Below are 25,045 nucleotides of genomic sequence, written 5' to 3'. Positions count from 1 at the left end.
ACGCGGAGCCGCTGCCTGCTTTTAAGCTAGAAGGAGAAGCCGTCTGCGGACTTTTACCGATATCGATGAATCACATCAACTCCACCTGTCACTTCAAGGACTGTTCCTGTAACCATATCGGCATTTTCATCACACAAAAACAGAATTGATCTAGCAATATCTTCTCCAGTTCCAGACCTTCCGATCGGTGTATCACTATCCGGTTGCTGTCTTGCCTCTTCTATCGTTGCTTCTTTCATAGAACCTAAAATATTTCCAGGACAAACCATGTTGGCAGTGATGCCAAATTCAGCTTCTTCAATCGAGACGGTCTTCATTAAGGAAACCAATCCTACTTTTGCCGCCGCATAAGCAGAACGATAAATCCATCCAGGGGCACTGTTTGCTCCTTGAAAACCATATGTAACGATCCGACCATATTGTTGGTTGCGCATGATTGGAACAACTTTTTTTAGTAGATGGTAAACTGCGCTTAAATTTCCTTCAATCATCTGATACCATTCATCTTCTTCATAGTCAATTAGTTTCTTTCTTTCAAACACATACGGACCAGCGTTGTTAATCAATATATCTATTCGGTTAAAACGAGTAAATGCTGCCTCTACCGCTTTCTCAATGTCTTCTTTTATTGTTACATCTGCTTGTACAAATTGAAGTCGGTCTTCGTATTGACTCCATTTTGTTTTCAATTTTAAAACAGCATCTATGTCGCTCCGGTACGTAACGGTTACAGAATGTCCTTCTACAAGCAAAGCTTCTGTTACTTGTAAACCTAACCCCTTTGTGCCTGCTGTTATAAAGGCATGACGCATCTTTACCCCTCCTCACCCTTCTTTTCTCTCATAAATGATACTATGTTTTTCCTCTATAGTAAAAAAAGAGACTACTTCATAAGCAAAATGTATTTGCTCTGAAATAGTCTCTTTAACTTGAGACAACTTAATACTTTGTTTTTTCGTATTGATGCTCCATCTCGTCTTGATGACGCTGCTCGTGCGTTCCTTGACTATAGGAATCCATTACTTGCTGGTGTACAGACATTTCGCCTTCTGCATCATATACGTGGTTTGACAGTTTATGTTCTTTCACTTTTGACGTCCCCCTAACTAAGTATTCGATCGCTTACTTAGTATTGGCAGACTAACCAGTTTTATGTGCTTAAAAAGTCGGAGCTTACATTAAGCCTTCAAACATTGTGCCGCTTTTTCTAAAGCTAGCTTCACTTGATCAAAACCTGTTCCACCTGCACTGTTCCGTCGAGCCACAACTGTTTTTGGATGTAAGACGTCAAAAATATCTTCCTCAAATAGACTACTTGCTTCTTGGTAATCTGAATAAGGTAAGTCTAACAAAAAGACCCCTTTTTGAATGGCAACAAGAACGAGTTTTCCAACGACTTCATGTGCCTCACGGAAAGGCATCCCTTTTGTTGCTAAATAGTCAGCAAGCTCCGTCGCATTAGAGAAGTCTTGATGAACCGCTTTTTCCATCGTATCCGTATTTACTGTCATGGTTTCAATCATACCAGCAAATATGTTTAAAGAACCTTTTACTGTTTCAACCGTATCAAACATGCCCTCTTTGTCTTCTTGCATATCTTTGTTGTATGCAAGCGGAAGACCTTTAAGAGTTGTAAGAAGAGAAAACAAATTTCCGTAAACCCGTCCTGTTTTCCCACGGATCAACTCAGCCATGTCTGGATTTTTCTTCTGTGGCATAATGCTACTGCCTGTTGCAAAGGAATCATCCATTTCAATGAATTGAAACTCTTGTGTTGACCAAAGAATAAGCTCTTCACAAAGTCGTGATAAATGCATCATTAAAACAGAAGACGCACTTAAAAACTCTACAATAAAGTCCCGATCACTTACAGCATCTAGACTGTTATGATAAATATCATCAAAGCCAAGAAGTTCAGCTGAGTAAGCCCGATCAATTGGAAACGTTGTCCCTGCTAAAGCACCAGCTCCGAGTGGGGAAATATTTAACCGTTTCATGCTATCTTCTAAACGACCGTAGTCACGCTCGAGCATCCAAAAATACGCAAGTAAATGATGAGCAAATGACACAGGCTGCGCACGCTGTAAATGCGTGTAACCAGGGATTAAGGTTTCAACATGTTGAGTTGCTTGATCATAAAGCGCTTGTTGTAACTTTTTGACAGCACTCATAATTTCTCTCGTATTGTTCCGTAAATAAAGATGCATATCAGTTGCCACTTGGTCGTTACGACTTCTTCCTGTATGAAGCTTTCCTCCAACTGGTCCAATTTCATCAATAAGCATTTTTTCAAGGTTTAAATGAATATCCTCTTCGGAAACAGAAAACTCTAACTCTCCATTTTTCGCTTTTTCACGTAGAGTATTGAGTCCAGTTTTAATTTGTTCAACTTCATTTGCAGGAAGAATACCACACTTGCCAAGCATCGTTACATGCGCAAGACTTCCCTCTATATCCTCATCTACTAATGCCTGATCGAAGCCGATCGATGCACCAAATGCATCGACCCACTCCTCAGCTGTTTTTGTAAAACGTCCGCCCCAAAGCTTAGCCACTACTGAGTGACCTCCTTCTTCTCTTTGTTCACCATGCTGTTTACTTTAGTTGATAAACCCCATAACGAAATGAAACCAACCGCTGCACTGTGATCGAATTCATCATCCGTTGAGTACGTAGCAAGTTTTTCATTATATAAAGAGTAAGGTGATTTACGTCCTTCAACGATCGCATGACCTTTAAATAATTTCACACGAACAACACCTGTTACTGTTTTTTGCGTTTCTGTTAAAAATGCTTGCAATGCTTTGGTAATTGGAGAAAACCAAAGACCATCATAGATTACTTCAGATAATTTCTTAGAAATCACTGGCTTAAAGTGTGCCACTTCTTTCGTTAATGTAATATCTTCAAGCTCTTTATGTGCTTTAATTAACGTCATTGCTCCTGGACACTCGTATACTTCACGAGATTTAATACCTACAAGACGATTTTCAACGTGATCGATCCGTCCAACACCATGCTTACCAGCTACTTGATTTAATTCAAGAATTAACTGGTCTAACTGATAAGACTTACCGTTTAACGTAACTGGAACACCTTGCTCAAAGCCAATTTCAACAATCTCAGCTTCATTTGGTGTATTTTCAAGAGAGTTCGTTAACTCATATGCACCTTCTGGAGGAGTTGCCCAAGGATCTTCTAAAATTCCACACTCATTTGCACGTCCCCATAAGTTTTGGTCAACTGAGTAAGGATTATCCAAATCAATTGGAATTGGAATATTATTTTTCTTCGCATAAGCGATTTCTTCATCACGAGACCAGCCCCACTCACGTACTGGAGCTAATACTTTTAAGTTAGGATTCAATGCTTGAATGGATACTTCAAAACGAACTTGGTCGTTCCCTTTTCCTGTACAACCATGCGCTACTGCTGATGCACCTGTTTGTTCAGCGATTTCTACTAGCTTCTTAGAGATAAGCGGACGAGAAAGTGCTGATACTAATGGATATTTCTCTTCATACATGGTATGTGCTTGTAGAGTTGGTAAAACAAAGTCTTCTGCAAATTCTTTTTTTGCATCAATAGAGTAAGATTCGATTGCACCTACATCTAATGCCTTTTGTTTAACAAAGTCTAAATCTTTTCCTTCCCCTACATCTAAACCGACTGCAATAACATCGTACCCTTTATCTGCTAACCATTTAATCGCAACTGATGTATCTAATCCACCTGAATATGCTAAAACTACTTTCTCTTTGCTCATCTCTCAAAACCTCCAATGAATATTAATACTTAAAATATTATTTTTATACATCCTTATTCAAAAAAATGAGTGCGATACTTGCTTGCACTTTTTGCATAAAACCAAACACAATTCTTATTAATATTCATTACTTTAACAGGGGTGATTGGTTTTGGCAAGTAAATTTTTTCTTTTTTTATTGTTTTTCTTACCAATTTTATTTACCTTCTTATAAAATAAAGAATGAGGTGATTCTATGAGTGTTGTATTCAATTTTGATGCACGACTTGGTCTTTCGATTCCGACCATTCAAGGTTCTTGGACCGAACTTGATAAAGAATATCAAGAACATATATTAGCAAAGTGGGAAACCATTCGAGGAACCATTCCTGATCGCGTAAAAATAATCGAAAAACAAATTGAATCCGTTCATCTCCAACTTACTTCTGAAGAAGACTTCGAGCGCTCGTGTCAATTAAACTTAGAGATGGCTGAACTAGCTTCCATTATTAATGATTTATGGATTTGGTTTCGTACGACACCTACTGTTACTTCGGCAACTGCCTAGTAATATCATAGTACTGAATCGTCATATGTTGCCTGTTTCGTTTAGATTTTTATGAGATTGCTGTTTTTTTAACTCTTTTCTCAAGTTGTTCTTGCTATATATAAGTGTAATTGAGCGGAAGGTACTTGACTCCTGCAGGAAAAGAGAAGGGGATCACTAGCCTTGCAGAAACAGGATTTTTCTAACATAAGTTAGTGGGTAACCAGCCGCAGGGGAATGACACTCCGCTTTCCGCGGGTGCCCGGTGAGCCTCCTTGGCTGTCGCCTGCGGGGTCTCACACATGGGTCACTGCTCCCGCAGGAGTCTCCGTGTCATTCCCCTGCTACGGTTACTTTTACTTATCTTTAACTTGTTACTCTTTTTCATTTAAAAGCTTTATTATTCTCTTGAGGATCATCGCATATTTCTTCGTAGCCACTTGTTTTGCATACCAAACAGACCGGAGGATGATGCAATTTTTAACCCCTTTCAATGTTTTAACTCACTATTTTCCGTTGCAAAAAGTTCCATTCAAAAAAGGAAAAAGCTTCTCAGCTTTTTCCTTTTTATAGTTGCTCTATTAAACGTCTTTTTTGGTAAAAGTGCTGTCCGACTTCAATTACTTGTTGGGAGAAGCGATAATTCATTCCTGCGCCAACTGCCATTCCTACTAATGGCACTCCTTGAATTAACTTTTTGCGTAACATCATAATGACAAAACTTTTTGCTATTTGTTTGGTGAGTTGCTCAAATATCGAATCTTGCAAAATGGCGTCATCTCCATCATAAAAAACATGTTCACGATTTTGTTCTCCCACCTCATGGAGTAACTTGTCCCACTCATTTGCTTGATGAGTTTTAGGGGTCGTTGCAACATAGAATAATTTCAACAAATTCATTAGCTCCACAGGTCTTCGAACATCATAGCCGTATACTAAAGCGAGATGTTGTAAAGAACGTAGCTGAATAACTGCTAGTGCAGGCAAATCGGCAAGTAGTAGAAACGCCCCTCCCATTCCTGTTAACCCACCTTGTCCAAGTGCAAGCAATCTTTGTTTTGCCATAAGCTGATCTGCTAAGTAGTCCAACTGTTCCAATGGAAGCTCCTGTAAGTCATCAATAGATGAGACTGTTGGATCAAAAGTACGAGCATGGGAGATGACTCGCTTTTTTGTTTCATCATACGATCTAGAATGATGTAGCCAAGCTTGTAGATGAAGTAAACATGTATCCATGGCTTCTAACCATTTCTTTTTTCTCTGGTCACCGAGTTGATTGAATACTTGTTCCGTCCATTTACTATAGGTCGTTTTCACATCACTTGATTCATAAGAGAAAAAATGATCTTCCCACTCTTTCACTTCGTCTAAGCGCTTTTGAAATTGGTCCATGTTCCTCATGTTTTATCCCTCTTTACTTCTTTTGTCAAGATTTGTATATACTTTCCTTTTTAACATAGGAGAATACGTCCATGTTTCATGGGCAGCTTCTTGTACGGATTCAAGAGCTTGTAGCGTAGCATTTAATTGTTTGATGTGTTGAAAAAAAACAGCTTCAGCTGTTTTAGGAGAAACCGTACTACCGTAACCTTGACTCGTATCTCCGTATTGACTTGCTATACAATGCTTTACCGCTAATAATTCGTGGTTGCCTCGTTCGATTCCTGCCTCCTTTGCTGCATCTTGCACAAGTTCGAGGCTTAACGCAATATGTCCCATATATTCCCCTTCCAAAGAATATTCAGGAGCAATGGCTTCAGTGAATGTTTCGGTCTTCCCTAGGTCATGAAGAAGACACGTGGCAATCACGATATTTTTGTTTACATTTGGATAGAGTGGTAACAGAGAAATGGCGGATTGGGTAACATGAACAATATGGTCCAGTAAACCCGCGTAGTATGTATGATGATAATGTTGCGATGCAGGAATCGTCGTTAGTCGTTCTCTTAATTCTTTCTGACTGTATAATTGTTTAATGATCGATTGAAGTGTTTTAGATGTAACCTCTTCCATCATATATCGTAGATCCTGCCAAAGCTCTTCTCTTTGCACTCCTTCTTTGGAAATCAAATCTCCTACTGTGATTGGATCATCTTCTGTTGCAAGTCGAATTCTATGTATCGTTAACTGCCATTTACCACGATAAGCCCCAACTTTTCCTTCGACTTTTACAATTGCTTTACGCAAGAATTGCCCTTTTTGTTCATCCGTTATATCCCATAACTTAGCACGTATGATTTGGTCATTTTTTTGTAATGAAAAGTTCGCATATTCACTTCCATTTGCAGCTCTTTTAATTTCTCTTTCTTTTATTACAAAAAAGGTTGTAATCGTTTCTCCCTCTTGCAACCGCACCATTGCAATCCCCCCTATTTGCTCTCTCTCCATTCTATGCGCTTTAGAAAGTTTTAGTCTAATCATAGCTTTGTTACCACCTAAAAGCAAAAAGGGACTGTCTCTAGCTTTCTGAGACAATCCCACGTACATTATTTTGATAAACGAACTGTATCTCTTGCAATCATTACTTCTTCATTCGTCGGAATGATGATAACTTTAACCGGAGAATGAGGGTAGTTAATAAACGCTTCTTTGCCACGAACTTTGTTTAAGGCTGGGTCCCAATAGACTCCCATAAATTCAAGGCCCTTTAATACGCGTTCACGAATAACATCACTATTCTCACCAATTCCAGCTGTAAAGATGATTGCATCTACGCCACTCATTCGAGCAGCATAAGAGCCGATGTATTTATGGATACGAGACGTGAATACTTCTAGAGCTAATTGGGCACGCTCATTTCCTTTTTTAGCTTCCCCTTCAATGTCACGTAGATCACTTGAGAATCCTGAAACTCCTAATAATCCACTACGCTTGTTAAGAGTATCTAACACTCCGTTTGCATCCTGACCTGTTTTATCCATAATGTAAGGAATTAAGGCTGGATCGATGTTTCCTGAACGAGTTCCCATCGTTACACCAGCTAAAGGAGTGAATCCCATTGACGTATCAATGGACTTTCCGCCTTCAATCGCTGCGATACTAGCTCCATTTCCTAAGTGACAAGATAATAATCGTAGTTGTTCAATCGGACGTCCTAGAAGCTCTGCTGCACGTTCAGATACATATTTATGTGAAGTCCCGTGGAACCCATATTTACGAATTCCAAATTTCTCATAATATTCATATGGCAAGCTGTATAAAAAAGATGACTCAGGCATTGACTGGTGAAATGCCGTATCAAATACTGCTACTGCTGGTACATTTGGTAGTACTTCTTTAAACGCCTTAATTCCAACGATGTTCGCTGGATTATGTAATGGAGCAAGTTCAGAAACTTCTTCAATTCCGCTAAGAACTTCATCAGTAATTAAAACAGAATCATTGAACTTTTCTCCTCCATGAACAACACGATGTCCAATTCCATCAATCTCATCTAGTGATTCAATAATACCTAAATTCGTTAATTTTTCTAGCAACGTTTTTACAGCAAAAGCATGATCAGGAATATCTAATGTTTCGGTATTTTTCTCCCCATTTACTTCAATTGTAAATACGCCATCCCCTAAGCCGATACGCTCTACTAACCCTTTTGTTACAATTGTTTCTTCTGGCATATTTAATAATTGAAATTTCAATGAAGAACTACCTGCGTTAATTGCAATGATTTTTGCCATTCTAATTAACCACTCCTTTTTTCTTCCTCTATTTTCTTCTTTTTACCTCTTCCATTTAAGCACCACAAATTTCTTATTTCAAGCTAATTCGCCTTTTTTCTACTATTTTCAGCCGTATTCTTTATTTTCAGAATTGAAATCGCTTCAATAAAGGGTGTGACCTTATTAGTAAGATCACACCCTTTGTCTTATTCTATACGTAGCTCATCTTTAAACCACTTATTAATTTGTTTCATCATATCGGAGAGTGCCTCTTTTTTACTGAAAGATGGTAACTCTGCTAATAAAGCTTGTTTCGGTTGAATCGTATTTTCTCCTTTTTTCTGAAGAACGAAGATGCTTTTTCCAAACTGCTCCGATTGAAACATCGTTTTTGGTAGTTGTAGCAATGCTAAAATATTCGTTTCACCTTTTACAAACTCATGCAACTGTTTAGCCTGATCACTTTCAAAAATGAAATTTGGAACAAGAAAGAACAAAAAGCCGCCATCCTTCGTTTTGTTTATAGCTTGTTCAATCATTAAATGGTGAATAAATGAATGGCCTTCTTTTGCACGTAAGGCGTATTCTGCAGCAATTTCATCTTTCGGGTAGTAACCTACAGGTAAATCTGTTACAACGACATCAACTGGATTATAGGAGATCGGTTCGATGCTGTCTTTATGAAATAGTTGAAGCTCATGTTTTTGCAAATTTGCGCTAACAAAAGCTAACTTCACTAATGTTTCATCCACTTCAAAAGCCGTTACCGACAGTGGAGCGGTTACTTGATTCATAAGAGCATGTACTAAATTTCCAGAGCCTGCTGCCATATCAAGGAGATGTATAGACTCTTCGCGTTTCCCAATAACTTTGTTCACCAAATAACTTAAGAATAAGCACACTGTATCTGGCGTCATAGAATGATGTGGTTGCACAGCCCCTTTCATCCCCTTCAAGACAGCAAGCTGAAACGCCTTCCGTATATCTTCATTTGACAGCTCCTCTAGGTTCAGTGAATCAAGCTTATCTAAGAGCCAGTTCTTTTGCTCCATGGTAACATTCTGACACACTTCTTCTCTAAAGAGGTTTTCTCCAGCTTCCGCTAGCCCTTCTAAATAAGTAAGGTTTTGAGCTTTTTCTAAATAAGCTGCCGAGTCATCTAAATATGTATAAAGTGATTCCATTTTTGTATTAATCAAGTTCATACCCCTTTCTCTCCACTCATCCCACTATTTTAACAAATTCCCTTTCTCAATACTACTTATCCACCTTGTTCGGAAAGTTTCAAGAAATTTTTAACAGACTTTGGAGTTTTCTGGTTTATGTGGTCCTTAAAAAGAGTCTTTTAGAAAAAAATGTCCTAAAGGCTTTTTTAAACCATTTAGGACATTTTTGCTCTCTTATTTAGCTGCTTTGGCTGCTTCTACTGCAGCCTCATAGTTTGGATGGTTTGTCGCCTCTGAGACATATTCAGCATAGGTGACAACATCATTTGAATCAATTACGAATACAGCGCGTGCTAGTAAGCGTAATTCTTTAATAGCAACTCCGAACGCTTCTCCAAAAGAAAGATCACGGTGATCAGAAACAGTTTGCACATTTTCGATCCCAGCAGCTGCACACCAACGTTTTTGAGCAAAAGGCAAATCAACACTTACTGTTAAGACTTGCGTATTTTCAAGACCTGCGGCTTCTTCATTGAATCGTCTTGTTTGTTGGTCACATACACCTGTATCAATAGAAGGAACAACGCTAATTAGTCGAACTTTTCCTTTTGAATCAGCTAACGTTACTTCTGACAAATCATTTGCAAGAACAGTAAAATTTGGAGCTTTTTCTCCAACTTTCACTTCTGTACCTAGTAGTGTTACGGGATTGTTTTTAAACGTAATTTCTGCCATTGTGATTCCTCCTCAAAATATATGTACGCTTCTTATCTTACATGACCTTACATAAACTTTCCAGCTAAGTGCTTTATTGTACGCTGCAAAAAAAAAAGAATGGGGCAGCCCCATTCTTAAAGTGATTGGTTATTATCAGTTGTTGTTGTGCTAGTAAAAGTAGTTGTTGTATCTGTATTACCTTGAGCACCACTTGTACTAGTACCACCTGAGTTATTCCCAAGCATTTGTTGAATCTTCTCAACAACTTGTGGTGCAAAATCAAGAAGTTTTTCATAAAGGTGAGTATTGCTATCAAGGTGCACCATCTTTACACCTTCACTGTTCACAACTAAGAATGCGATTGGCGTAATGGATACACCACCACCGCTACCTCCACCAAATGGATGCGTGTGCTCTTCTGTACCACGTTGTTCAATAACAAACTCACTACCACCAGCAGCAAAACCAAAACCGACTTTTGAAACAGGCATAATTACACTGCCATCAGGAGTTTCTACTGGGTCACCAACAATCGTGTTTACATCGACCATTTCTTTTAAATTTTCCATAGCTGTTTTCATTAAACCTTGAATTGGATGGTCTGTCATGATTGTTTCCTCCTTCAACTTTTACATATTTTTTTCAACCGAATTTGTTTGAGACATTTTCGGTCTTCTTCTCCAATGCTTAAGTAGCATTAGACCTGCAAGGATAGCATGTCCAATTCTGAAAGAAAACATGCACGAAAGATACGTATGAGAAACCATTGCCTGAAAATGTGGATCAACAGATAACTTCGGCATGAACTTCATTCTCATATAATTCCCAATAAGACCAACAATATTCCCTTTTACTCCCCAAATCGCTCCAGCAAGTTGTGCAGTGTGTGCAGCATCGCCAACTCCTATATCGGTGTGCCATGTAAATGAATTCACACTAACCTTTTTTAAAAACTTTTTTACGATTTTATGTAGGCCAACTACATGATCTAAAAAATCTTTTAACCATCTGAAATAGTCATGTAATAATTCAGGAGTGACAGGTAAAGCCTTTTTCGTTTCCATTCCAGCAATTTTTTGCTCTTCCTCTACAATGAGAGAAGCTGAATCATCATCTACTTTGATGACTGGGGCAGAAAATGAGTAGACCTTCATTCCCCAAAAAGTTACTTTCGCTTCAAGTAAATCATCATCTTTGTTATGTTTATAATCTACATAAATTTTAATTTTTGAAGCTGCAACAATGATAAACAATAAAATTAATGCTAGTATAACAATCGTCCAAACCATACAATACCCCTCTTATAAAGATCGATTGTATTTAGTTTCTCCCTTTTTATACAGAATAAACCTGCCAATTTTGGCAGGTTTATCTAACTTACTGAAAATCTGACAGATCATCTCGTTCATGTACGACAACCGTATCGGCAATCATATCATGAAGCCTCTTTTTTCTTTAGTAAAAGCAATCATAAGATAAATCGCATATAGTAGAAAGAAAGCTTGATGAATAAAGCGTCCGAACCCTTCTCTAAAAACAATTTGTGTCCAGCTTAATGGTTCATTTTTTGACGATCGTACACGAAGTCCCATAACCATTTTTCCAATCGTCTGCCCGTATAACTTTGTCATAATGGCAAAATACAAGAAAAAAACCATTGCGCTCAAAATGGTATCTAACGTAAATGGACCTATGGAGAAAACTCCACTTCCATTTGTCCATCTCAAAAGAGGATAGACGAGTAACCCATTTAATGAGAACACGGTAATCATATCAAGAAGAAAAGCCCAAAGTCTCATCCAGAATCCTGCATAATAGTAAGATTTATCTTCATTCTCCGCATGTATCGTTTGACTGACTTCAGAAGAAGGGAGAGTTTCTTGAATCATACGATGACGCAAGCGGCCATTGACAACACGTTTTCGTTTTGTGTGCAATGACGGTGACGGTTCCACTACCTGACTCATTGTCTTTCCCCCTTAATCTGTGTAAATGTATTTTAAACTTGGTGAACGGTTGGTCGAAAGAATGCGTTCAAGTGTTGCTAGTTCACCCGTACCACTTACCAATTGCTTCAATGATAAGGATAGGAATCCTGGCAATCCCAAATGTGGTTCATATTGAATGACGTCAAAATGTCCAACATGTTCTCGCATCAAAGTGATGGTATCATCTAAACTTCCTAATTCATCAACTAAATTTAATTCTAAAGCTTGATTTCCGCTATAGATACGGCCATCACCAACAGTTCGAACTTCTGCTTCCGTCATATTACGACCTTCTGCAATAACTCGAACAAATTCATCATACGACTCATCTATTAACGACTGAAGAATAGCACGATCGTCTTCTGTCATTTCTCTCGTTGCTGACATAATATCTTTGTAAGGGCCACTTTTAATCGTGTTAACTCTTACACCATAATTTTCTGCAAGTTCTGTTACATTAATGGATTCCATGATCACCCCAATGGAACCGGTAATCGTTTGAGGGCTAGCCACAATTTTATCCGCTGGAGCCGCTATGTAGTATCCACCTGAAGCGGCCATACTGCCCATAGACACGTAAACAGGCTTGTCATATTCCGTTTGCGCTTCAACTATCTTCTCATGAATTTCAGCACTTTCAACAACGCCACCACCAGGGGTATTCACACGAATAATGATTCCCTCAACATTCGGATTTTTCCCAGCGTGTTCAATCTGAGATAAGAACATTTGATGCCTATAACCTGTTGGAGCAAAAAATCCACCATCTCCCGTATCTTGAATAGCTCCATTTATTTCTAGAACAACAATTGATCCTCCAAATTCATCTCCAGATTCAAGCAGATGTTCCGTCCAATCTTGACCAGGCGCACCCATAAAAGAACTTGTATTAGAGAAAATCATTGCTGTAACTGCATTCACTGCAAGAGACGCAACTAGTAGCATTGCTACGGCAATTAACGCCAACCACCGCTTTCGACTCATCCCCTCACTCCTCTACGTTCAATTTTTCGTTTCTTTTTCCTAAACAATGGTTATGATAACATAAAATTGATAAAAGAACATTAGAGAGGATGAGTCGTGTGTCATCAAGAACGAACTTGTATTTATCTTATAAACGCACAAATGAAATGGAAGAACTTGTAAATCCTTTAAAAGCACTAGCTGAAGAAAACAACTTTACTCTCGTTACAAATGTAGAAGAAGCAAATATCATCGCTAGTATTGGTGGAGATAATGCTTTCTTACAAGCAACTAGAAAGACAGGATTTAAACAAGATTGCCTTTATGTTGGAGTTAGTACTGATTCTCTCGGATTTTATACAGACTTTTCAATTCAGGACATGAAGCAAATGATTCATGCCTTACAAAATGAGGAAGTCGAAGTACGCCGTTATCCAATTTTAAAAGTGACTGTTGATAATGAAAAACCGTTTTATTGCTTAAATGAGTGTTCTATACGCTCCAATGTAATCAAAACGTTTGTAATCGATGTTTTCATTGATGATTTACATTTTGAAACGTTCCGCGGAGACGGAATGATCGTTTCGACCCCTACTGGAAGTACGGCTTATAACATGTCTGTAAATGGTGCGGTTGTAGACCCAACGCTTTTATCACTACAAGTAAGTGAAATTGCCTCATTGAACAACAATGAATATCGTACATTAGGAACATCGTTTCTTCTTGGACAAGACCGTACGCTAACATTAAAAGTCGTTCAGGATGGCAATGATCATCCTATTATCGGTGTGGATAATGAAGCCCTTAGTATTAGGCATGCAAAGCAATTAAAACTTCAGTTAGCTGAACAATCGATTAAAGTACTAAAATTAAAAAACAATTCGTTTTGGGAGAAAGTACAGCGTAATTTTATAAAATAGAATTGAATAAAACCTTTTTTGGGTATGTTGTTCTTCCTATATTCGTTCCATTGCGCTACAGCCACTCGCTTTCCGCGGGGAGGTGGCGAGCCTCCTCGGCTACGCCTGTGGGGTCTCGCCCCTACCTCTATTTCCCGCAGGAGTCGAGTGACTTTCGCTCCATTTCACTATGAGAAGGAACCTTCTTCAGAGCAACAATCTTAAGGAAATCCTATGTATATCCTTTTAGACACCGAATAGATAAAAAAGGAGCTGTTCTCAAAGGTTGTTTTCATAACCTTGGACAGCTCCATTCTTCGTTATTTTTGATACATAATCGTGTTGTCAACAACGGTCATTAGTACATTTGTTTCGAGTATGTCGTCTGGGTCAATTGTGAATATGTTTTGGTCAAGGACGGTAAAATCGGCGACGTATCCTTTTGTGATTTTTCCTCTTTCGTGTTCTTTTTCAATGGCGAATGCGCTTCCTGATGTGAACAATTGTACAGCTTCATATGGAGTCAGTTTTTGCTCTGGTAAATATCCGTTATGATCTTCGCCTATTCGTTTTCTTGTAATGGCGGCGTGGATTCCAAGCAATGGATCTACTGGCTCAATCGGTGCATCAGAACCCCCTGCACAGTGTAAGCCATGATGAAGAAGCGTCTTCCATGCGAAGGATTGTTTGATTCGTTCTTCCCCTAAACGTTCCATAACCCACGGGAAATCAGAAGCAACAAATCTTGGTTGTAAATCAAGAATGACTGGCAGCTTTTTCATTCTTTCAATTAAAGTATCATCTACAACTTGTACATGTATTAAACGATCTCGCCCTTTTAAAAGTGGGTGCTTTTCTAAAGCTGTTAAAGCCATGTTAAGTGCTGCGTCTCCTATAGTATGAATTGCAACTGGACTCTCTTTTTCACGGGCTTGTTTTAAAAGGTTTTCTAAACTTTCTTGTGAATGAATCGCCACACCAGATATGGATGGATCATCTGTGTAAGGGCTCTGTAAGTATGCCGTTCTTCCTCCAAGGGCACCATCGGCAAATATCTTCATTGCACCAAGTTCTAGAAATGGGGTTACCTCACCTGTTTTATACCCTTCTCGTTCCATTTCAGGTGTTGCTTCATGATGGACAAGAAGATGTGCTCGAAACTTTATCTCCTCGCCGTCAATTATGTTTTTAAATTGATCAAACGTTTGTTTAAAACCATTATAATAATGGAGATCTTCCGTATGACCACCTACTAATCCAACTCGAAACAAGTCATGGATTGCCAAACCTAGAGCCTGAGCCACATATTCATTTGTGACATCCGGAATGACTTCTTTTACTAAATCCGCTGCTGTATCAAGCAGAAATCCTGTTGGCTCACCTTGATTATCTCTAACAATGACACCACCAACAGGGTCTTCGGTGTCTTTTGTTATTCCCGCTAATTTTAAAGCTTTTGTATTTACGAGTGCGGCATGTCGACATACTCGAGTTAAAAACATCGGCGTATCTGGAGCAATCTCATCTAGCTCAGATCGATGGAAGATCTTTCTATCAGGAAAATTGTTCTCATTCCAACCATCACCGAACAGCCATTGATTTTTAGTTGTTTCTTTGTATTTTGCTTCTAATAATTGCTTCATTTCTTCTGCCTGTTCTACGTCGGATAAATCGAGTCGAATTAACTTTTCTCCATGACCGATAATATGTAAGTGGCTATCAACAAAGCCTGGATAAACAAACGCACCTTGTAGGTTAATCTTTTTTGTGATGAGTCTCCCATAGCGCTCTTCCAATTGCTCTTTGTTTCCGGTCCCTTCAATGAACCCGTCTTTAATATAAACAGCTGAAATTGTTTCTCCTTCTTCTTCCATTGTGAAAAATGTCCCATTAAACCATAAAGTTCCCATAACGTTCCTCCTCAACATTTCACCTAATTAAACGACAGTTTTATGTAACCATGTTAACATCTATTGTTATTGTGTATGATTCCACGTCATATTTCAAATAAAGCAAAAAGAAGAGAAGGGTGTTGAACACCCTTCTCCAAGCCATCATATATCTAATTACTGGATGCTTCCACCCATTTGTTGTTCAGCCATTTGCACTAGACGCTTTGTGATCTCACCACCAACAGAACCGTTAGCACGAGAAGTAGCATCTGCTCCAAGTTGAACACCAAATTCAGAAGCGATTTCATACTTCATTTGATCTAAAGCTTGTTGTACACCAGGTACAAGAAGCTGGTTTGAATTACCGCTGTTGTTGCTTGCCATGTTTCTCACCTCCTTCTGTACTCATAGAATGAGTAGGAGAGGCTAAAAACATGCAAAAACGTAACTGGTAATTTGTGAGAATATGAAATAAGCCTAGAAAAGATCGTCTATTTCTTTATTAACTGTTGCACTTGTTAGGTGTAATTTCTCTGTCTTCTCCACTGCATCGTTCACATATTGATCAACGTCAATGAATTGCTCAACTTTATTAGCCTGGTCTCTTTTCGGTCTTGTTTTTGAATCAGGCGGAAGAAAAATCGTACAACAATCTTCAAAAGGCAAGATAGACGTTTCGTACGTATCGATTTTCTTTGCAATATCGATTACTTCTAGCTTGTCCATTGTAATCAATGGACGAATGATTGGCAAGTTCGTCACTTCGTTAATCGTATTCATGCTATGCAACGTTTGGCTTGCTACTTGTCCAAGGCTTTCTCCTGTTGCAAGAGCCAGTATTTTACGCTCATTTGCAATTTTTTCACTTATACGAAGCATAACCCTTCTCATGATCGTCATTTGCAAGTTGCTCGGTATATTCTTATGAAGATGCATTTGAATATCTGTAAACGGAACTAAATGAAGTACAACACTGCTGCCGAATTTCGTTAATGATTTGGCGAGATCAATGACCTTTTGTTTGGCACGCTCATTTGTGTATGGTGGGCTATGAAAGTGAACAGCCTCAATTTTAGCTCCACGTTTCATCGTTAAATATCCTGCAACTGGGCTGTCAATTCCACCAGATAACAGCAAGAGTACTTTTCCACTCGTACCAACTGGAAGTCCACCTGCTCCTTCATAAAAACCAGATGTTACATACGTTGCTGTCTCACGCACTTCCACCCGAATATCAACATCTGGATTATGAACATCTACTTTCACTCCATTTGCATGCGCTAAAACATACCCACCTACTTCACGATTGATTTGCATAGAATCAAGATGAAAAGGTTTGTACGCTCGTTTTCCAGTTATTTTAAATGTTTTCACATGATCATGGTCCTCTAAAACCGTTAGTGCTGCTTTTTTTATCTCTTCAAGATCATTTTCAACTTTGATGGCAAGGCTAAACGAATGAATCCCAAAAATATCTTTTAGCTTTTCAACAACTGCTTCATGACTTTCACCATTTAGTTCAATCACAATCCGTCCATACGTTCGTTTTATTTTTAAGTTAGGAGACGCTTTGAGACTCATTTTTATATTTTGCTGTAATTGTTTTTCAAAAATAGAACGGTTTTTCCCTTTTAATGCTATTTCTCCAAATCGAACAAGTATATGTTCATATGTCATGAATGAACTACCTCCAATAATTGCGGTACAATTCGTTTTAACTGAATCATCAGTTGATTAATTTCTTCTTTCGTCGTTTCATTTGAAAAACTAACGCGAACACCAGAGCTCGCCACTTTCTCACCTAATCCCATTGCTAGGAGCACGCGACTTGGTTCTGATAACTTTGATGAACAGGCCGATTTTGTTGATACATAGATCTCTGATTTGGTCAGCGATTGGACGAGCACTTCTGGTTTGGTACCAGGTACGGAAAAATTCACAATATGCGGAGCAGCGTTTTGGGCTGGACTATTTAGCTGGATACCTTCTAATGAAGTCAGCTGTTCAGTCAGATACGCTCTCAATTCGTCCAAATGGCTAGTGTCTTTCTCAACAGCTAAGCGTAACGCTTTTGCCATTGCAACAATTCCTGCGACATTTTCCGTACCAGCTCTTACACGATGTTCTTGTTCTCCTCCATGAAAAAGGGGCGCTATCTTCACACCTTCTCTTACATATAGAAGGCCATTTCCTTTCATTCCATGAAACTTATGAGCTGAAAACGTACATAAGTCTACACCTGCTTTTTTCAAATCAAGAGGAACTTTTGAGACGCCTTGAACATGATCAACGTGGAAAAGAACGTGTGGGAATTTCTTCAGCAGTTCTCCTGTCTCTTCAATAGGAGAAATACTTCCCGTTTCATTGTTAACATGAATCATCGATACAAGAGTCGTATCAGGACGAATAGCCTTTTCTAAGTCACGAACCTTTATTTGACCTTGCTGATCTACAGGTATATACGTTACATCGAACCCTTCTGTTTCAAGCTGTGAAAAAGCTTCAAACACCGATGGATGTTCAATCGTTGTTGTAATAAGATGTTTGCCTCTGCTTTTTTTGGAATAAGCCGTTCCTTTAATCGCAATATTGTTCCCTTCTGTTCCACCAGAAGTAAAAATGATCTCACTTGATTTTATGTTAAGAATTTGAGCAATTCGAGTTCTTGATTCCCCAATTAATTTTTCTGCTTGCAATCCTAATGTATGAAGAGAAGATGGATTTCCAAAATAAGTTGATGCAACTGTTGCATAGGCTTCCACTACTTCTTTATACGGTTTGGTCGTTGCGGAATTATCTAAATATATCATCGCATACTCCCTCCCATGACTCATTATCGTTCTACGCACCCATATATGTTAGCACAAAATCCTTAAATAACAAGGTATATTATGTAGATTGCCAGTTATTCACTGCTCCATTAAAAAGGGCTGCTACTAAAAGGTTATGTATCACCTTCTAGCAGCAGCCCTGCTTTGTTCCTATACTGGCATATATCCTTTGACAATCTCCAATACATTTGGTTCATATTTTTCAACCGCTTGAAGAGCACACTCTAGTGCTTCTTCGTACTCATATTGTCTAAAGCGTAATTCAGCTTCTAGCAATCCATTGGCTACTTCTTGTGAGCGACTGCGAAAACGATTCCCATATTGAATAACCAATTCTGCTAAATCCGCTTGTTCCACTAAATGGAAGACAGATTCTTGGTTTTTCTTAACGATCGATTCAGCTTCTTGCACAAGAACAGTCACACGTCCAAGTTCAAGTGGGATTTCAGAAAGTTGCTCTGTTGCCCGCATTAATGCCTCTTCTGCACTTTCCAATTGAAGCAATGCATGCTCTGGCAATCCCGGGATGTTGCTTTTCTTAATCGTTCGATGGGTTTCTAGAATGATTTGTTTTAAAGATTGTATCGTTTCTTTAGCCTTTAGTTCATCTTCTCTTAAAGCGAACAATGTTTCTTTTTCAGATTCAATTTCACCTGCTAGCTTGTTCATATCATTTTGCCACAGATCGACCATTTCACGGATAGATGTGTACGTTTGTTTTTGATGATCGGCTGCATCTGATAAAACAAATAACTGATTCGTCAAATCATGAGCTTGTTCCTTTATTTGCTTTTGTGCATTTAGTTGTTCCTTTGACACAAAATAACTTTTTTGAACATCAACGGTTTCAGAAGCCAACTGTTCTACTTTCTCTTGGTTTTCTTCCACCTGATTAGCTAATTCAACCAATTTCGATTGGACATACTGTTTTGATTCAACTTCATACTCTAACGTGTCATATAGCTGTTCAAGTCGATTTGACAAATCAAGAAGTTGATCTTCTACTCCATCACAATCCAGAACGACAAGGGCCTCTTTAATCTTAACCAATTCCTGTTCCATAACTTCGATGCGAGAAAGAAGAGAAAATGGTTCAAGCTGATAACCTGCTTTTTCCATTTCTACCATTCCATCGCGAATTTCTTTTATTTCAGCTGGAATTTTTGTTTCTACTTGAACAAGTAATTTCGGGTACTCATCTAACAATGTCTCGACACGGGCTATTAATTCTTGTGCTTCGACAAGAAATTCCCTTGCACTTAAATAACTTCCATCTGCTGTAGCTTGATCAAATTGTTCAAGCAATTGATTCACTTTATCGACATCTTTATCAAACGCTACTAATCCAGGTCCTAAAGATCCACGTTTCTTTGTAATAGCCGAGCATAACTCCTTATAAGCAACACGAACTACGTCAATTTCAGAGCGATTTTGCTCTTCACTTTGGACAAGCCCGTGAACATCTTCTAACAATGTTTTAATTTGCTCTTCAATACTCGTTAAACGTTTGTCCGTTAATTCGAGCTGCTGCTTTGCTTTGTTAAATCGATTTTTCGCCGCAAAGTCCTCAATATCGAACAACTTCTCTTCAATATCTGGCAAGATGCCTCCGACAATTTCATCCCATTCATTTTTCCATGTTTCAAATTTCTCTTCTGTCTGGCCCGACATGTGCAAATGCTTTACCTTGCCAATCTCATCCGGGATATCTCGATTCAAAATCCCATTTTTCCAATCCTCAAGTCGATCGACTTCTTTGTAAATTCGTTTTCTCATAATCGAACTAATAAGTATGAAAATAGCAATGAAAGCTATTAATATATATATGAAATAATAAAGCATATGAGGACTCCCTTCTTTGCTCAATAGTCTGTCCATTCAAATTTAGCTTCTTGTTGTTTCGGCAAAAAAAACAAAAATCCTCTATTTTTGACAAATTTGTCTAAGATTTTTACGATTTCGATAGTTTCTATGATACCATGAAATGGCTAGTTTGTATTCAATTAATAAGCTTTAAATTCATAGTTTTTTTAAAATGAAAATTAGATTTAAGAAACTCGCTTTTACCAACGTTGGGGGGGAAATAATGATACACGACGGTCATATACATAGTCCATTCTGTCCGCATGGGACAAACGATTCATTTGAAAAATATTGTGAACAAGCTATCGCATCCAATATACAAGGAATTACGTTCACTGAGCATGCCCCACTTCCTCGTTCCTTTACTGATCCTACCCCTTTACAAGACAGTGGGATGAAGTGGGAAGATTTATCAAGGTATATTTCAGAAGTAAATGCATTAAAACGTTACTATCGTAATCACTTAAACATCTACGTGGGACTAGAAGTTGATTATATTGCTGGATTTGAAAAAGAGACAATTGAATTGTTAAATGAGGTAGGGCCACAGCTAGATGACAGCATTTTATCTGTTCATTTTTTACAGTTAAACGACCGGTATGTCTGCATTGATTATAGTCCTGAAGTTTTTGAAGAGGCTAGTATTGAGCTTGGTTCTGTAGAGGCTGTATACAAGCGTTATTATGAGGCTGTTCTGCAATCCGTACAGGTGGATCTAGGTGTCTATAAACCAAAACGAATTGGCCATATGACACTTGCGAGCAAGTTCCAAAAAAAATTCCCGGTCAAAAACGATTTTTACGATGAAACAATGACGATTTTGACTGGAATCAAGAAAAAAGGATATGAACTCGATTACAATGGCGCTGGGTGTATCAAGCCATTATGCAAAGAGCCCTATCCTCCTGAACAAATCATTAAAAAAGCGATTGACCTTTCTATTCCATTAGTTTATGGCTCAGATGCCCATCAAGCTCGTGCATTATTAAGCGGGATTGATCAATTATCCCCTCTAGCTACCGTAACAAAGCCTCAAGCCATTTTATGAAATGGACCTAGGTAACAAAAATGTCGTTGATGTGTTGTGGCTATACTCCTGTGGGTTCTTACAAAGCCATAAATCAATCCAATGCTTAATATGTTTCATATATCTTTCAATAAAATATGGTTCGGTTGTTGTGATTTGATATAATTCACTTAAATAATGGGGAGACTGAAATGGCATGATAATCATTGTTCGTAAATGGATAAGAACAAAATCAAGTGGTTGTTTCCGAAATTCTCCCTTTTTCATGCCGTTATGAATTAGAACTTCAAAGTCATGCTTTTCTTTTCGTAGATAGGTCGACATTAACTCTCGGACTAAAACAGAATCCATTGTCATTTCACGATGCACCATACGTGCAACGAAATGATTAGCCGATTGATACTGAAGCAATGATTTTATGAGTGACAGCAATTGATCTTTCACGGTTCCTTTGACATGCTCTAATTCAGTTTTAATGATCGTAAGGTGCCCTTCCAAAAATTGAATCATTAATTCTTCATACAAGCCTTTTTTTCCACCAAAATGATAGGAGACAAGAGCGACATTGACGTTAGCTTTACTAGCGATATCCCGGACTGAAGTACCATCAAAACCTTGCGTATAAAAAAGTCGAACAGCAGCATCAATAATTCTATCTTTCTTTGTTTCCTTCATAATGGTAGACCTCCTTGTTTATCCTCTCTTATAAAGTTCGTGTTAGTTGGTCATTATCCTCTATAAATCGCTCGACAAAACTTTCATGTCACCTTGCAAAATTCGATCCTTTTCACCTCTTTCCCCTTTACTCTTTCGAACGAGTTATTTTTATTGTTCTTTTCTGTCTACATCATGTTAAAATGGCAAAATAGATTTTGTAATATGAAAGGAACGATAATATGTTTGAAAAACTTACGTATAGTGGTAACCTTCAACAACAATATGAGACGTTAAACAAGCAATTAGATTCTTTGCTTGCAGGTGAGGAAAGTCTAATTGCAAATCTTGCTAATGCTAGCTCCCTACTCAGTCACTTTTTAGACGATGTTAATTGGGTTGGCTTTTATTTAGTAGAAAATGATCAATTAGTGTTAGGCCCATTTCAAGGCTTGCCTGCATGTGTACGCATTCCTATTGGCAGAGGGGTGTGCGGAACGGCGGTAGAAAAAGAGGAAACCATTCTTGTTCCAGACGTTCATCAATTCCCTGGACACATTGCTTGCGATGCAGCCTCCCGCTCAGAAATTGTCATTCCCGTTAGACACAAAGGTACAATTGTAGCTATTCTTGACATAGATAGTCCGCTAATCTCGCGGTTTACAGAAGAAGATCAGGCACTTTTAGAATCATTTGTAAACGTGCTTGAAAAACATTTGGCGTTGTAACTGAATGCCAAAAAGGGAGGTGTGATTTAGCTAACTCACACCTCCCTTATGTTATTTCACAACAACACGGTTTTTTCCTGTTTCCTTTGCAACATATAAGCCTTGGTCAGCTAATGTAAAGAGTTTTTGCAAAGAGCGCTTTGAATCGTTATTTGTCCAATACGATAGACCGATTGAGACCGTTACTCTAGGACTCGTTTCTAGTTCAACCGCGCGTAAAATACGATAGGCAATGTCGAGACCCACTTCGATTTCAATCTCAGGAAAATAAATCGCCAGCTCTTCCCCACCCCATCTTGCGGCAATATCATCATTTCGGATGTTTCTTTTTAACACATTCGCCACTTGGATAATGATATCATCCCCAACTTGATGCCCGTACGTATCATTCACTTTCTTAAAGTTATCAATGTCGAGTAAAAGAAAGGTTCCTTGATTCTCTTTCATTAGCGACTCTTGAATGCACTCATCTAAATAATTTCGTGAATACAGCCTTGTAAGGTGATCTGTAATCACTAGCTTCTCTAGCTCCTCATGAAGCATCGAATTGGTGAAAGCGAGCGTAGAGTGGTGAACAAGAGACTGAAGTAATTTAAAATTATCAAAGCTAAAGTGATTGGTATTCCTATGAACGGCAATCACGACACCTTTTAATTCTTTGTTCTGAATCATCGGAACGGCCAGGACTGATTTAAAGCCCTGAAGTACATTAACATCTTGTAAGTCGGTATCACCAATAAAAATCGAATCTTTCTCTCTTTTTATTTTTAGCATGAACGACTCAAGGTCTATATGAACTGATTTTTGGCAGAACAACTCCGAACTTCCTTCTAGAACAATAAATTCTCCATTCGTTTGGAAAATAAAAAAACCAACTTGCTCGGCACCAAATGATTCTGTAATTTGTTGTGTCATAAAATTAATGGTATCTGACAAGCGTAAGTTTAAGTTTAATTGATGTGATGTTTCATTTATTAGCTGTAAATCCCTAATAAGCTTTCGACTTTGTTGAAACAATTCTGCATTTTCAAGAGCGATCCCACCCGTATCAGCTAACATTTTTATAAAATCAATTTCTTCTTTTGGTATATCAGAATACCCGACTGTCTGTATCTCCATTACCCCGTATACCCCTTGTTTCCCCTTCAATGGAGCATACAAGAAAATCGTTCCATTATCAGCTTCATGTTCAACTTGAATTCGACCAGATAAATAAGCTTGTTCTGCTTTTCCGTTACCTTGATCCGATCCATACATAAACGGTTTAATAGGCAAGTCATCTTTAGCCTTCCACTCTTGTGAGATCAGCAAATGGACAAGGAAACTTGGATAAACTCGTTTAATCGCCGCTACAATCTCCCCTAAGACTTCTGCAATATCCATTGTGGAATGAAACTTCTTCGTAACCAACATTAAGATGTCTTTTCGCTTCTCATCTTCATTCAACTTTTCCTGCTCAAAGCCTCGTTGAAAAAGTGGCACTAATTTATTAACCCAAGCCAATGAGGAAGCATGTTCAAGCCTACTAAGGATGAAAACAATTGCAGCTACAATTTCCCCCTCAAGTACAATGGGAAAAATAGCAAACTTCCTTTCGTCAACTTCACCTGTTAATTGTTCCGCCTTTAGAACGACTGCATTTTCTGTGCGATGAAGTAAAAGCGCAGCTAGATCTTTTGTCAAAACAATATCAGAATGAAGCTGTTGAGCGGATGAACCTACCGGGCTAAGTTTTTTTTCCTTATATTTATAAATCACAAGCTCATAGTCTCTTTGCTTTTTGGAACAACATTCAATAAAGGACCCAGCTAAACGGCTAAACTCCATTTTGTAATTAGCTTCTAGTAATAATTCTTCCGTTGTAATCTCGTATTTTGTATCATAAAGAGAGGAACCAATCCCGTTTGAAAGTGCTTCAACATATTGACTAATAAAGGGAATGGATTCTGTTGTACATTGAACAATGACTCCCAAAAATAAAGTTTCTCCATTTTGATCCGCTACAATAGGGACTACAATTTGTCGATAGTCTTCATAAGGACTAGAGATCGTTTCCGGGATGAAATGTTGGTGAAAAAACGTCTTAGCTTCTACTAATGACTTCGGGATGTAACCTATTTCATTTATAGAAGTGATGTTCGTTTCAGTCGCAATAAAAAATACAGCCGGTGTAAAAAATGACTGATTTGCAGAAATTCTCGCAACGACTCTACGTAATATATCTTCATATTTGTTTGAAGCTTCATATTTTATATAGCCATTCATTCTCAAACACCACACAATCGCATAACTAGTCCAAAGGACCTAGTCTGATTAAAATTCATTGAAGGGTCTAGCTAAACATGCTTTCATTCATGAACTACTCTTTC

Annotated in this window: 24 protein-coding genes; 4 read left to right on the top strand and 20 right to left on the bottom strand. The window is 38.3% G+C overall.

Annotation, left to right across the window (positions count from 1 at the left end):
• Positions 1-53: 53 nt before the first annotated feature.
• From JCM9140_RS08215 to JCM9140_RS08205, 4 genes are all read right to left on the bottom strand, one after another.
• On the bottom strand, positions 54-812 hold the full coding sequence (locus tag JCM9140_RS08215) for an SDR family oxidoreductase (protein WP_034744848.1): 759 nt from the start codon (positions 810-812) through the stop codon (positions 54-56).
• Between the two features lie 127 nt (positions 813-939).
• Positions 940-1,089 carry a hypothetical protein gene (locus JCM9140_RS23675; protein ID WP_156314835.1) on the bottom strand — a complete coding sequence of 50 codons (150 nt, stop codon included), beginning with the start codon at positions 1,087-1,089 and terminating at the stop codon, positions 940-942.
• An 89-nt stretch (positions 1,090-1,178) separates the two neighbouring features.
• Positions 1,179-2,555, bottom strand: a complete 1,377-nt coding sequence (argH, locus tag JCM9140_RS08210) for an argininosuccinate lyase (RefSeq protein WP_034744845.1) — start codon at positions 2,553-2,555, stop codon at positions 1,179-1,181.
• Positions 2,555-3,766, bottom strand: a complete 1,212-nt coding sequence (locus tag JCM9140_RS08205) for an argininosuccinate synthase (protein WP_034744842.1) — start codon at positions 3,764-3,766, stop codon at positions 2,555-2,557. The genes argH and JCM9140_RS08205 overlap by 1 nt, the downstream gene beginning before the upstream one ends.
• Positions 3,767-4,001: 235 nt before the next feature.
• Between JCM9140_RS08205 and JCM9140_RS08200 the strand changes: the two genes are divergently transcribed.
• Positions 4,002-4,313 (top strand): hypothetical protein, encoded by a 312-nt coding sequence (locus JCM9140_RS08200; RefSeq protein WP_034744839.1) that lies wholly within the window; start codon positions 4,002-4,004, stop codon positions 4,311-4,313.
• A 546-nt stretch (positions 4,314-4,859) separates the two neighbouring features.
• On the opposite strand, the gene JCM9140_RS08195 is transcribed toward JCM9140_RS08200, so the two are convergent.
• From JCM9140_RS08195 to sppA, 9 genes are all read right to left on the bottom strand, one after another.
• Positions 4,860-5,693 carry an EcsC family protein gene (locus JCM9140_RS08195; RefSeq protein WP_034744836.1) on the bottom strand — a complete coding sequence of 278 codons (834 nt, stop codon included), beginning with the start codon at positions 5,691-5,693 and terminating at the stop codon, positions 4,860-4,862.
• A gap of 3 nt (positions 5,694-5,696) precedes the next feature.
• Entirely contained in the window at positions 5,697-6,713 is a 1,017-nt protein-coding gene (locus tag JCM9140_RS08190) for a 3'-5' exoribonuclease YhaM family protein (RefSeq protein ID WP_235715308.1), read from the bottom strand.
• A gap of 65 nt (positions 6,714-6,778) precedes the next feature.
• Positions 6,779-7,966: an acetate kinase gene (locus JCM9140_RS08185; RefSeq protein WP_034744833.1), complete on the bottom strand. Its 1,188-nt coding sequence runs from the start codon at positions 7,964-7,966 to the stop codon at positions 6,779-6,781.
• A 188-nt stretch (positions 7,967-8,154) separates the two neighbouring features.
• The gene (locus JCM9140_RS08180; protein WP_034744829.1) at positions 8,155-9,153 is read right to left on the bottom strand and encodes a class I SAM-dependent methyltransferase; all 999 of its coding nucleotides are present in this window, start codon (positions 9,151-9,153) and stop codon (positions 8,155-8,157) included.
• A gap of 195 nt (positions 9,154-9,348) precedes the next feature.
• Positions 9,349-9,849, bottom strand: a complete 501-nt coding sequence (tpx, locus tag JCM9140_RS08175; RefSeq protein ID WP_034744826.1) for a thiol peroxidase — start codon at positions 9,847-9,849, stop codon at positions 9,349-9,351.
• A 116-nt stretch (positions 9,850-9,965) separates the two neighbouring features.
• Positions 9,966-10,439, bottom strand: a complete 474-nt coding sequence (gene ytfJ / locus JCM9140_RS08170; RefSeq protein WP_052002141.1) for a GerW family sporulation protein — start codon at positions 10,437-10,439, stop codon at positions 9,966-9,968.
• Between the two features lie 21 nt (positions 10,440-10,460).
• Positions 10,461-11,120: a DUF2953 domain-containing protein gene (locus JCM9140_RS08165; protein ID WP_034744823.1), complete on the bottom strand. Its 660-nt coding sequence runs from the start codon at positions 11,118-11,120 to the stop codon at positions 10,461-10,463.
• A gap of 141 nt (positions 11,121-11,261) precedes the next feature.
• Positions 11,262-11,798, bottom strand: a complete 537-nt coding sequence (locus JCM9140_RS08160) for an RDD family protein (protein ID WP_052002140.1) — start codon at positions 11,796-11,798, stop codon at positions 11,262-11,264.
• 12 nt (positions 11,799-11,810) lie between these two features.
• Positions 11,811-12,803, bottom strand: a complete 993-nt coding sequence (gene sppA, locus JCM9140_RS08155) for a signal peptide peptidase SppA (protein WP_034744820.1) — start codon at positions 12,801-12,803, stop codon at positions 11,811-11,813.
• A 98-nt stretch (positions 12,804-12,901) separates the two neighbouring features.
• Here sppA and JCM9140_RS08150 point away from each other — a divergent pair, with 98 nt between their 5' ends.
• Entirely contained in the window at positions 12,902-13,702 is an 801-nt protein-coding gene (locus JCM9140_RS08150) for an NAD kinase (protein WP_235715307.1), read from the top strand.
• A 299-nt stretch (positions 13,703-14,001) separates the two neighbouring features.
• Here the strand turns inward: JCM9140_RS08150 and JCM9140_RS08145 are convergent, their stop codons facing one another.
• From JCM9140_RS08145 to ezrA, 5 genes are all read right to left on the bottom strand, one after another.
• Positions 14,002-15,591 carry an amidohydrolase gene (locus tag JCM9140_RS08145; protein ID WP_034744814.1) on the bottom strand — a complete coding sequence of 530 codons (1,590 nt, stop codon included), beginning with the start codon at positions 15,589-15,591 and terminating at the stop codon, positions 14,002-14,004.
• A gap of 156 nt (positions 15,592-15,747) precedes the next feature.
• Positions 15,748-15,957, bottom strand: a complete 210-nt coding sequence (locus tag JCM9140_RS08140) for an alpha/beta-type small acid-soluble spore protein (RefSeq protein WP_034744812.1) — start codon at positions 15,955-15,957, stop codon at positions 15,748-15,750.
• Positions 15,958-16,050: 93 nt separating this feature from the next.
• Positions 16,051-17,250, bottom strand: coding sequence for a tRNA uracil 4-sulfurtransferase ThiI (thiI, locus tag JCM9140_RS08135; protein ID WP_034744809.1), 1,200 nt, complete (start codon positions 17,248-17,250; stop codon positions 16,051-16,053).
• A complete protein-coding gene (locus JCM9140_RS08130) occupies positions 17,247-18,383 on the bottom strand; it encodes a cysteine desulfurase family protein (RefSeq protein ID WP_034744806.1) in 1,137 nt (378 codons plus the stop codon). The genes thiI and JCM9140_RS08130 overlap by 4 nt, the downstream gene beginning before the upstream one ends.
• Positions 18,384-18,554: 171 nt before the next feature.
• Positions 18,555-20,246 (bottom strand): septation ring formation regulator EzrA, encoded by a 1,692-nt coding sequence (gene ezrA / locus JCM9140_RS08125; protein WP_034744804.1) that lies wholly within the window; start codon positions 20,244-20,246, stop codon positions 18,555-18,557.
• Positions 20,247-20,490: 244 nt separating this feature from the next.
• On the opposite strand from ezrA, the gene hisJ reads away from it, so the two are divergent.
• Positions 20,491-21,315 (top strand): histidinol-phosphatase HisJ, encoded by an 825-nt coding sequence (gene hisJ, locus JCM9140_RS08120; protein WP_034744800.1) that lies wholly within the window; start codon positions 20,491-20,493, stop codon positions 21,313-21,315.
• On the opposite strand, the gene refZ is transcribed toward hisJ, so the two are convergent.
• On the bottom strand, positions 21,310-21,969 hold the full coding sequence (refZ, locus tag JCM9140_RS08115) for a forespore capture DNA-binding protein RefZ (RefSeq protein ID WP_034744797.1): 660 nt from the start codon (positions 21,967-21,969) through the stop codon (positions 21,310-21,312). The genes hisJ and refZ overlap by 6 nt on opposite strands.
• A 221-nt stretch (positions 21,970-22,190) precedes the next feature.
• Between refZ and JCM9140_RS08110 the strand changes: the two genes are divergently transcribed.
• On the top strand, positions 22,191-22,676 hold the full coding sequence (locus JCM9140_RS08110; RefSeq protein ID WP_034744794.1) for a free L-methionine (R)-S-oxide reductase MsrC: 486 nt from the start codon (positions 22,191-22,193) through the stop codon (positions 22,674-22,676).
• Between the two features lie 51 nt (positions 22,677-22,727).
• On the opposite strand, the gene JCM9140_RS22425 is transcribed toward JCM9140_RS08110, so the two are convergent.
• Entirely contained in the window at positions 22,728-24,941 is a 2,214-nt protein-coding gene (locus JCM9140_RS22425; protein ID WP_052002139.1) for a sensor domain-containing diguanylate cyclase, read from the bottom strand.
• Positions 24,942-25,045: the final 104 nt, after the last annotated feature.

The organism is Halalkalibacter wakoensis JCM 9140 (assembly GCF_000513095.1).
In the GTDB taxonomy this organism is placed as follows: Bacteria; Bacillota; Bacilli; order Bacillales; family Bacillaceae_D; genus Halalkalibacter; species Halalkalibacter wakoensis.
The sequence above is the reverse complement of the archived record's forward strand: the minus strand, read 5'-3'. Positions and strand labels throughout refer to the sequence as shown.

Bases quoted from the DNA above. Each gene is read 5' to 3' on its own strand.
- JCM9140_RS08215 (WP_034744848.1), bottom strand. From the start codon at position 812: ATGCGTCATGCCTTTATAACAGCAGGCACAAAGGGGTTAGGTTTACAA.
- JCM9140_RS08205 (WP_034744842.1), bottom strand. From the start codon at position 3,766: ATGAGCAAAGAGAAAGTAGTTTTAGCATATTCAGGTGGATTAGATACA.
- JCM9140_RS08200 (WP_034744839.1), top strand. From the start codon at position 4,002: ATGAGTGTTGTATTCAATTTTGATGCACGACTTGGTCTTTCGATTCCG.
- JCM9140_RS08195 (WP_034744836.1), bottom strand. From the start codon at position 5,693: ATGAGGAACATGGACCAATTTCAAAAGCGCTTAGACGAAGTGAAAGAG.
- JCM9140_RS08190 (WP_235715308.1), bottom strand. From the start codon at position 6,713: ATGATTAGACTAAAACTTTCTAAAGCGCATAGAATGGAGAGAGAGCAA.
- JCM9140_RS08185 (WP_034744833.1), bottom strand. From the start codon at position 7,966: ATGGCAAAAATCATTGCAATTAACGCAGGTAGTTCTTCATTGAAATTT.
- JCM9140_RS08180 (WP_034744829.1), bottom strand. From the start codon at position 9,153: ATGAACTTGATTAATACAAAAATGGAATCACTTTATACATATTTAGAT.
- tpx (WP_034744826.1), bottom strand. From the start codon at position 9,849: ATGGCAGAAATTACGTTTAAAAACAATCCCGTAACACTACTAGGTACA.
- ytfJ (WP_052002141.1), bottom strand. From the start codon at position 10,439: ATGACAGACCATCCAATTCAAGGTTTAATGAAAACAGCTATGGAAAAT.
- JCM9140_RS08165 (WP_034744823.1), bottom strand. From the start codon at position 11,120: ATGGTTTGGACGATTGTTATACTAGCATTAATTTTATTGTTTATCATT.
- JCM9140_RS08160 (WP_052002140.1), bottom strand. From the start codon at position 11,798: ATGAGTCAGGTAGTGGAACCGTCACCGTCATTGCACACAAAACGAAAA.
- sppA (WP_034744820.1), bottom strand. From the start codon at position 12,803: ATGAGTCGAAAGCGGTGGTTGGCGTTAATTGCCGTAGCAATGCTACTA.
- JCM9140_RS08145 (WP_034744814.1), bottom strand. From the start codon at position 15,591: ATGGGAACTTTATGGTTTAATGGGACATTTTTCACAATGGAAGAAGAA.
- JCM9140_RS08140 (WP_034744812.1), bottom strand. From the start codon at position 15,957: ATGGCAAGCAACAACAGCGGTAATTCAAACCAGCTTCTTGTACCTGGT.
- thiI (WP_034744809.1), bottom strand. From the start codon at position 17,250: ATGACATATGAACATATACTTGTTCGATTTGGAGAAATAGCATTAAAA.
- JCM9140_RS08130 (WP_034744806.1), bottom strand. From the start codon at position 18,383: ATGATATATTTAGATAATTCCGCAACGACCAAACCGTATAAAGAAGTA.
- ezrA (WP_034744804.1), bottom strand. From the start codon at position 20,246: ATGCTTTATTATTTCATATATATATTAATAGCTTTCATTGCTATTTTC.
- hisJ (WP_034744800.1), top strand. From the start codon at position 20,491: ATGATACACGACGGTCATATACATAGTCCATTCTGTCCGCATGGGACA.
- refZ (WP_034744797.1), bottom strand. From the start codon at position 21,969: ATGAAGGAAACAAAGAAAGATAGAATTATTGATGCTGCTGTTCGACTT.
- JCM9140_RS08110 (WP_034744794.1), top strand. From the start codon at position 22,191: ATGTTTGAAAAACTTACGTATAGTGGTAACCTTCAACAACAATATGAG.
- JCM9140_RS22425 (WP_052002139.1), bottom strand. From the start codon at position 24,941: ATGAATGGCTATATAAAATATGAAGCTTCAAACAAATATGAAGATATA.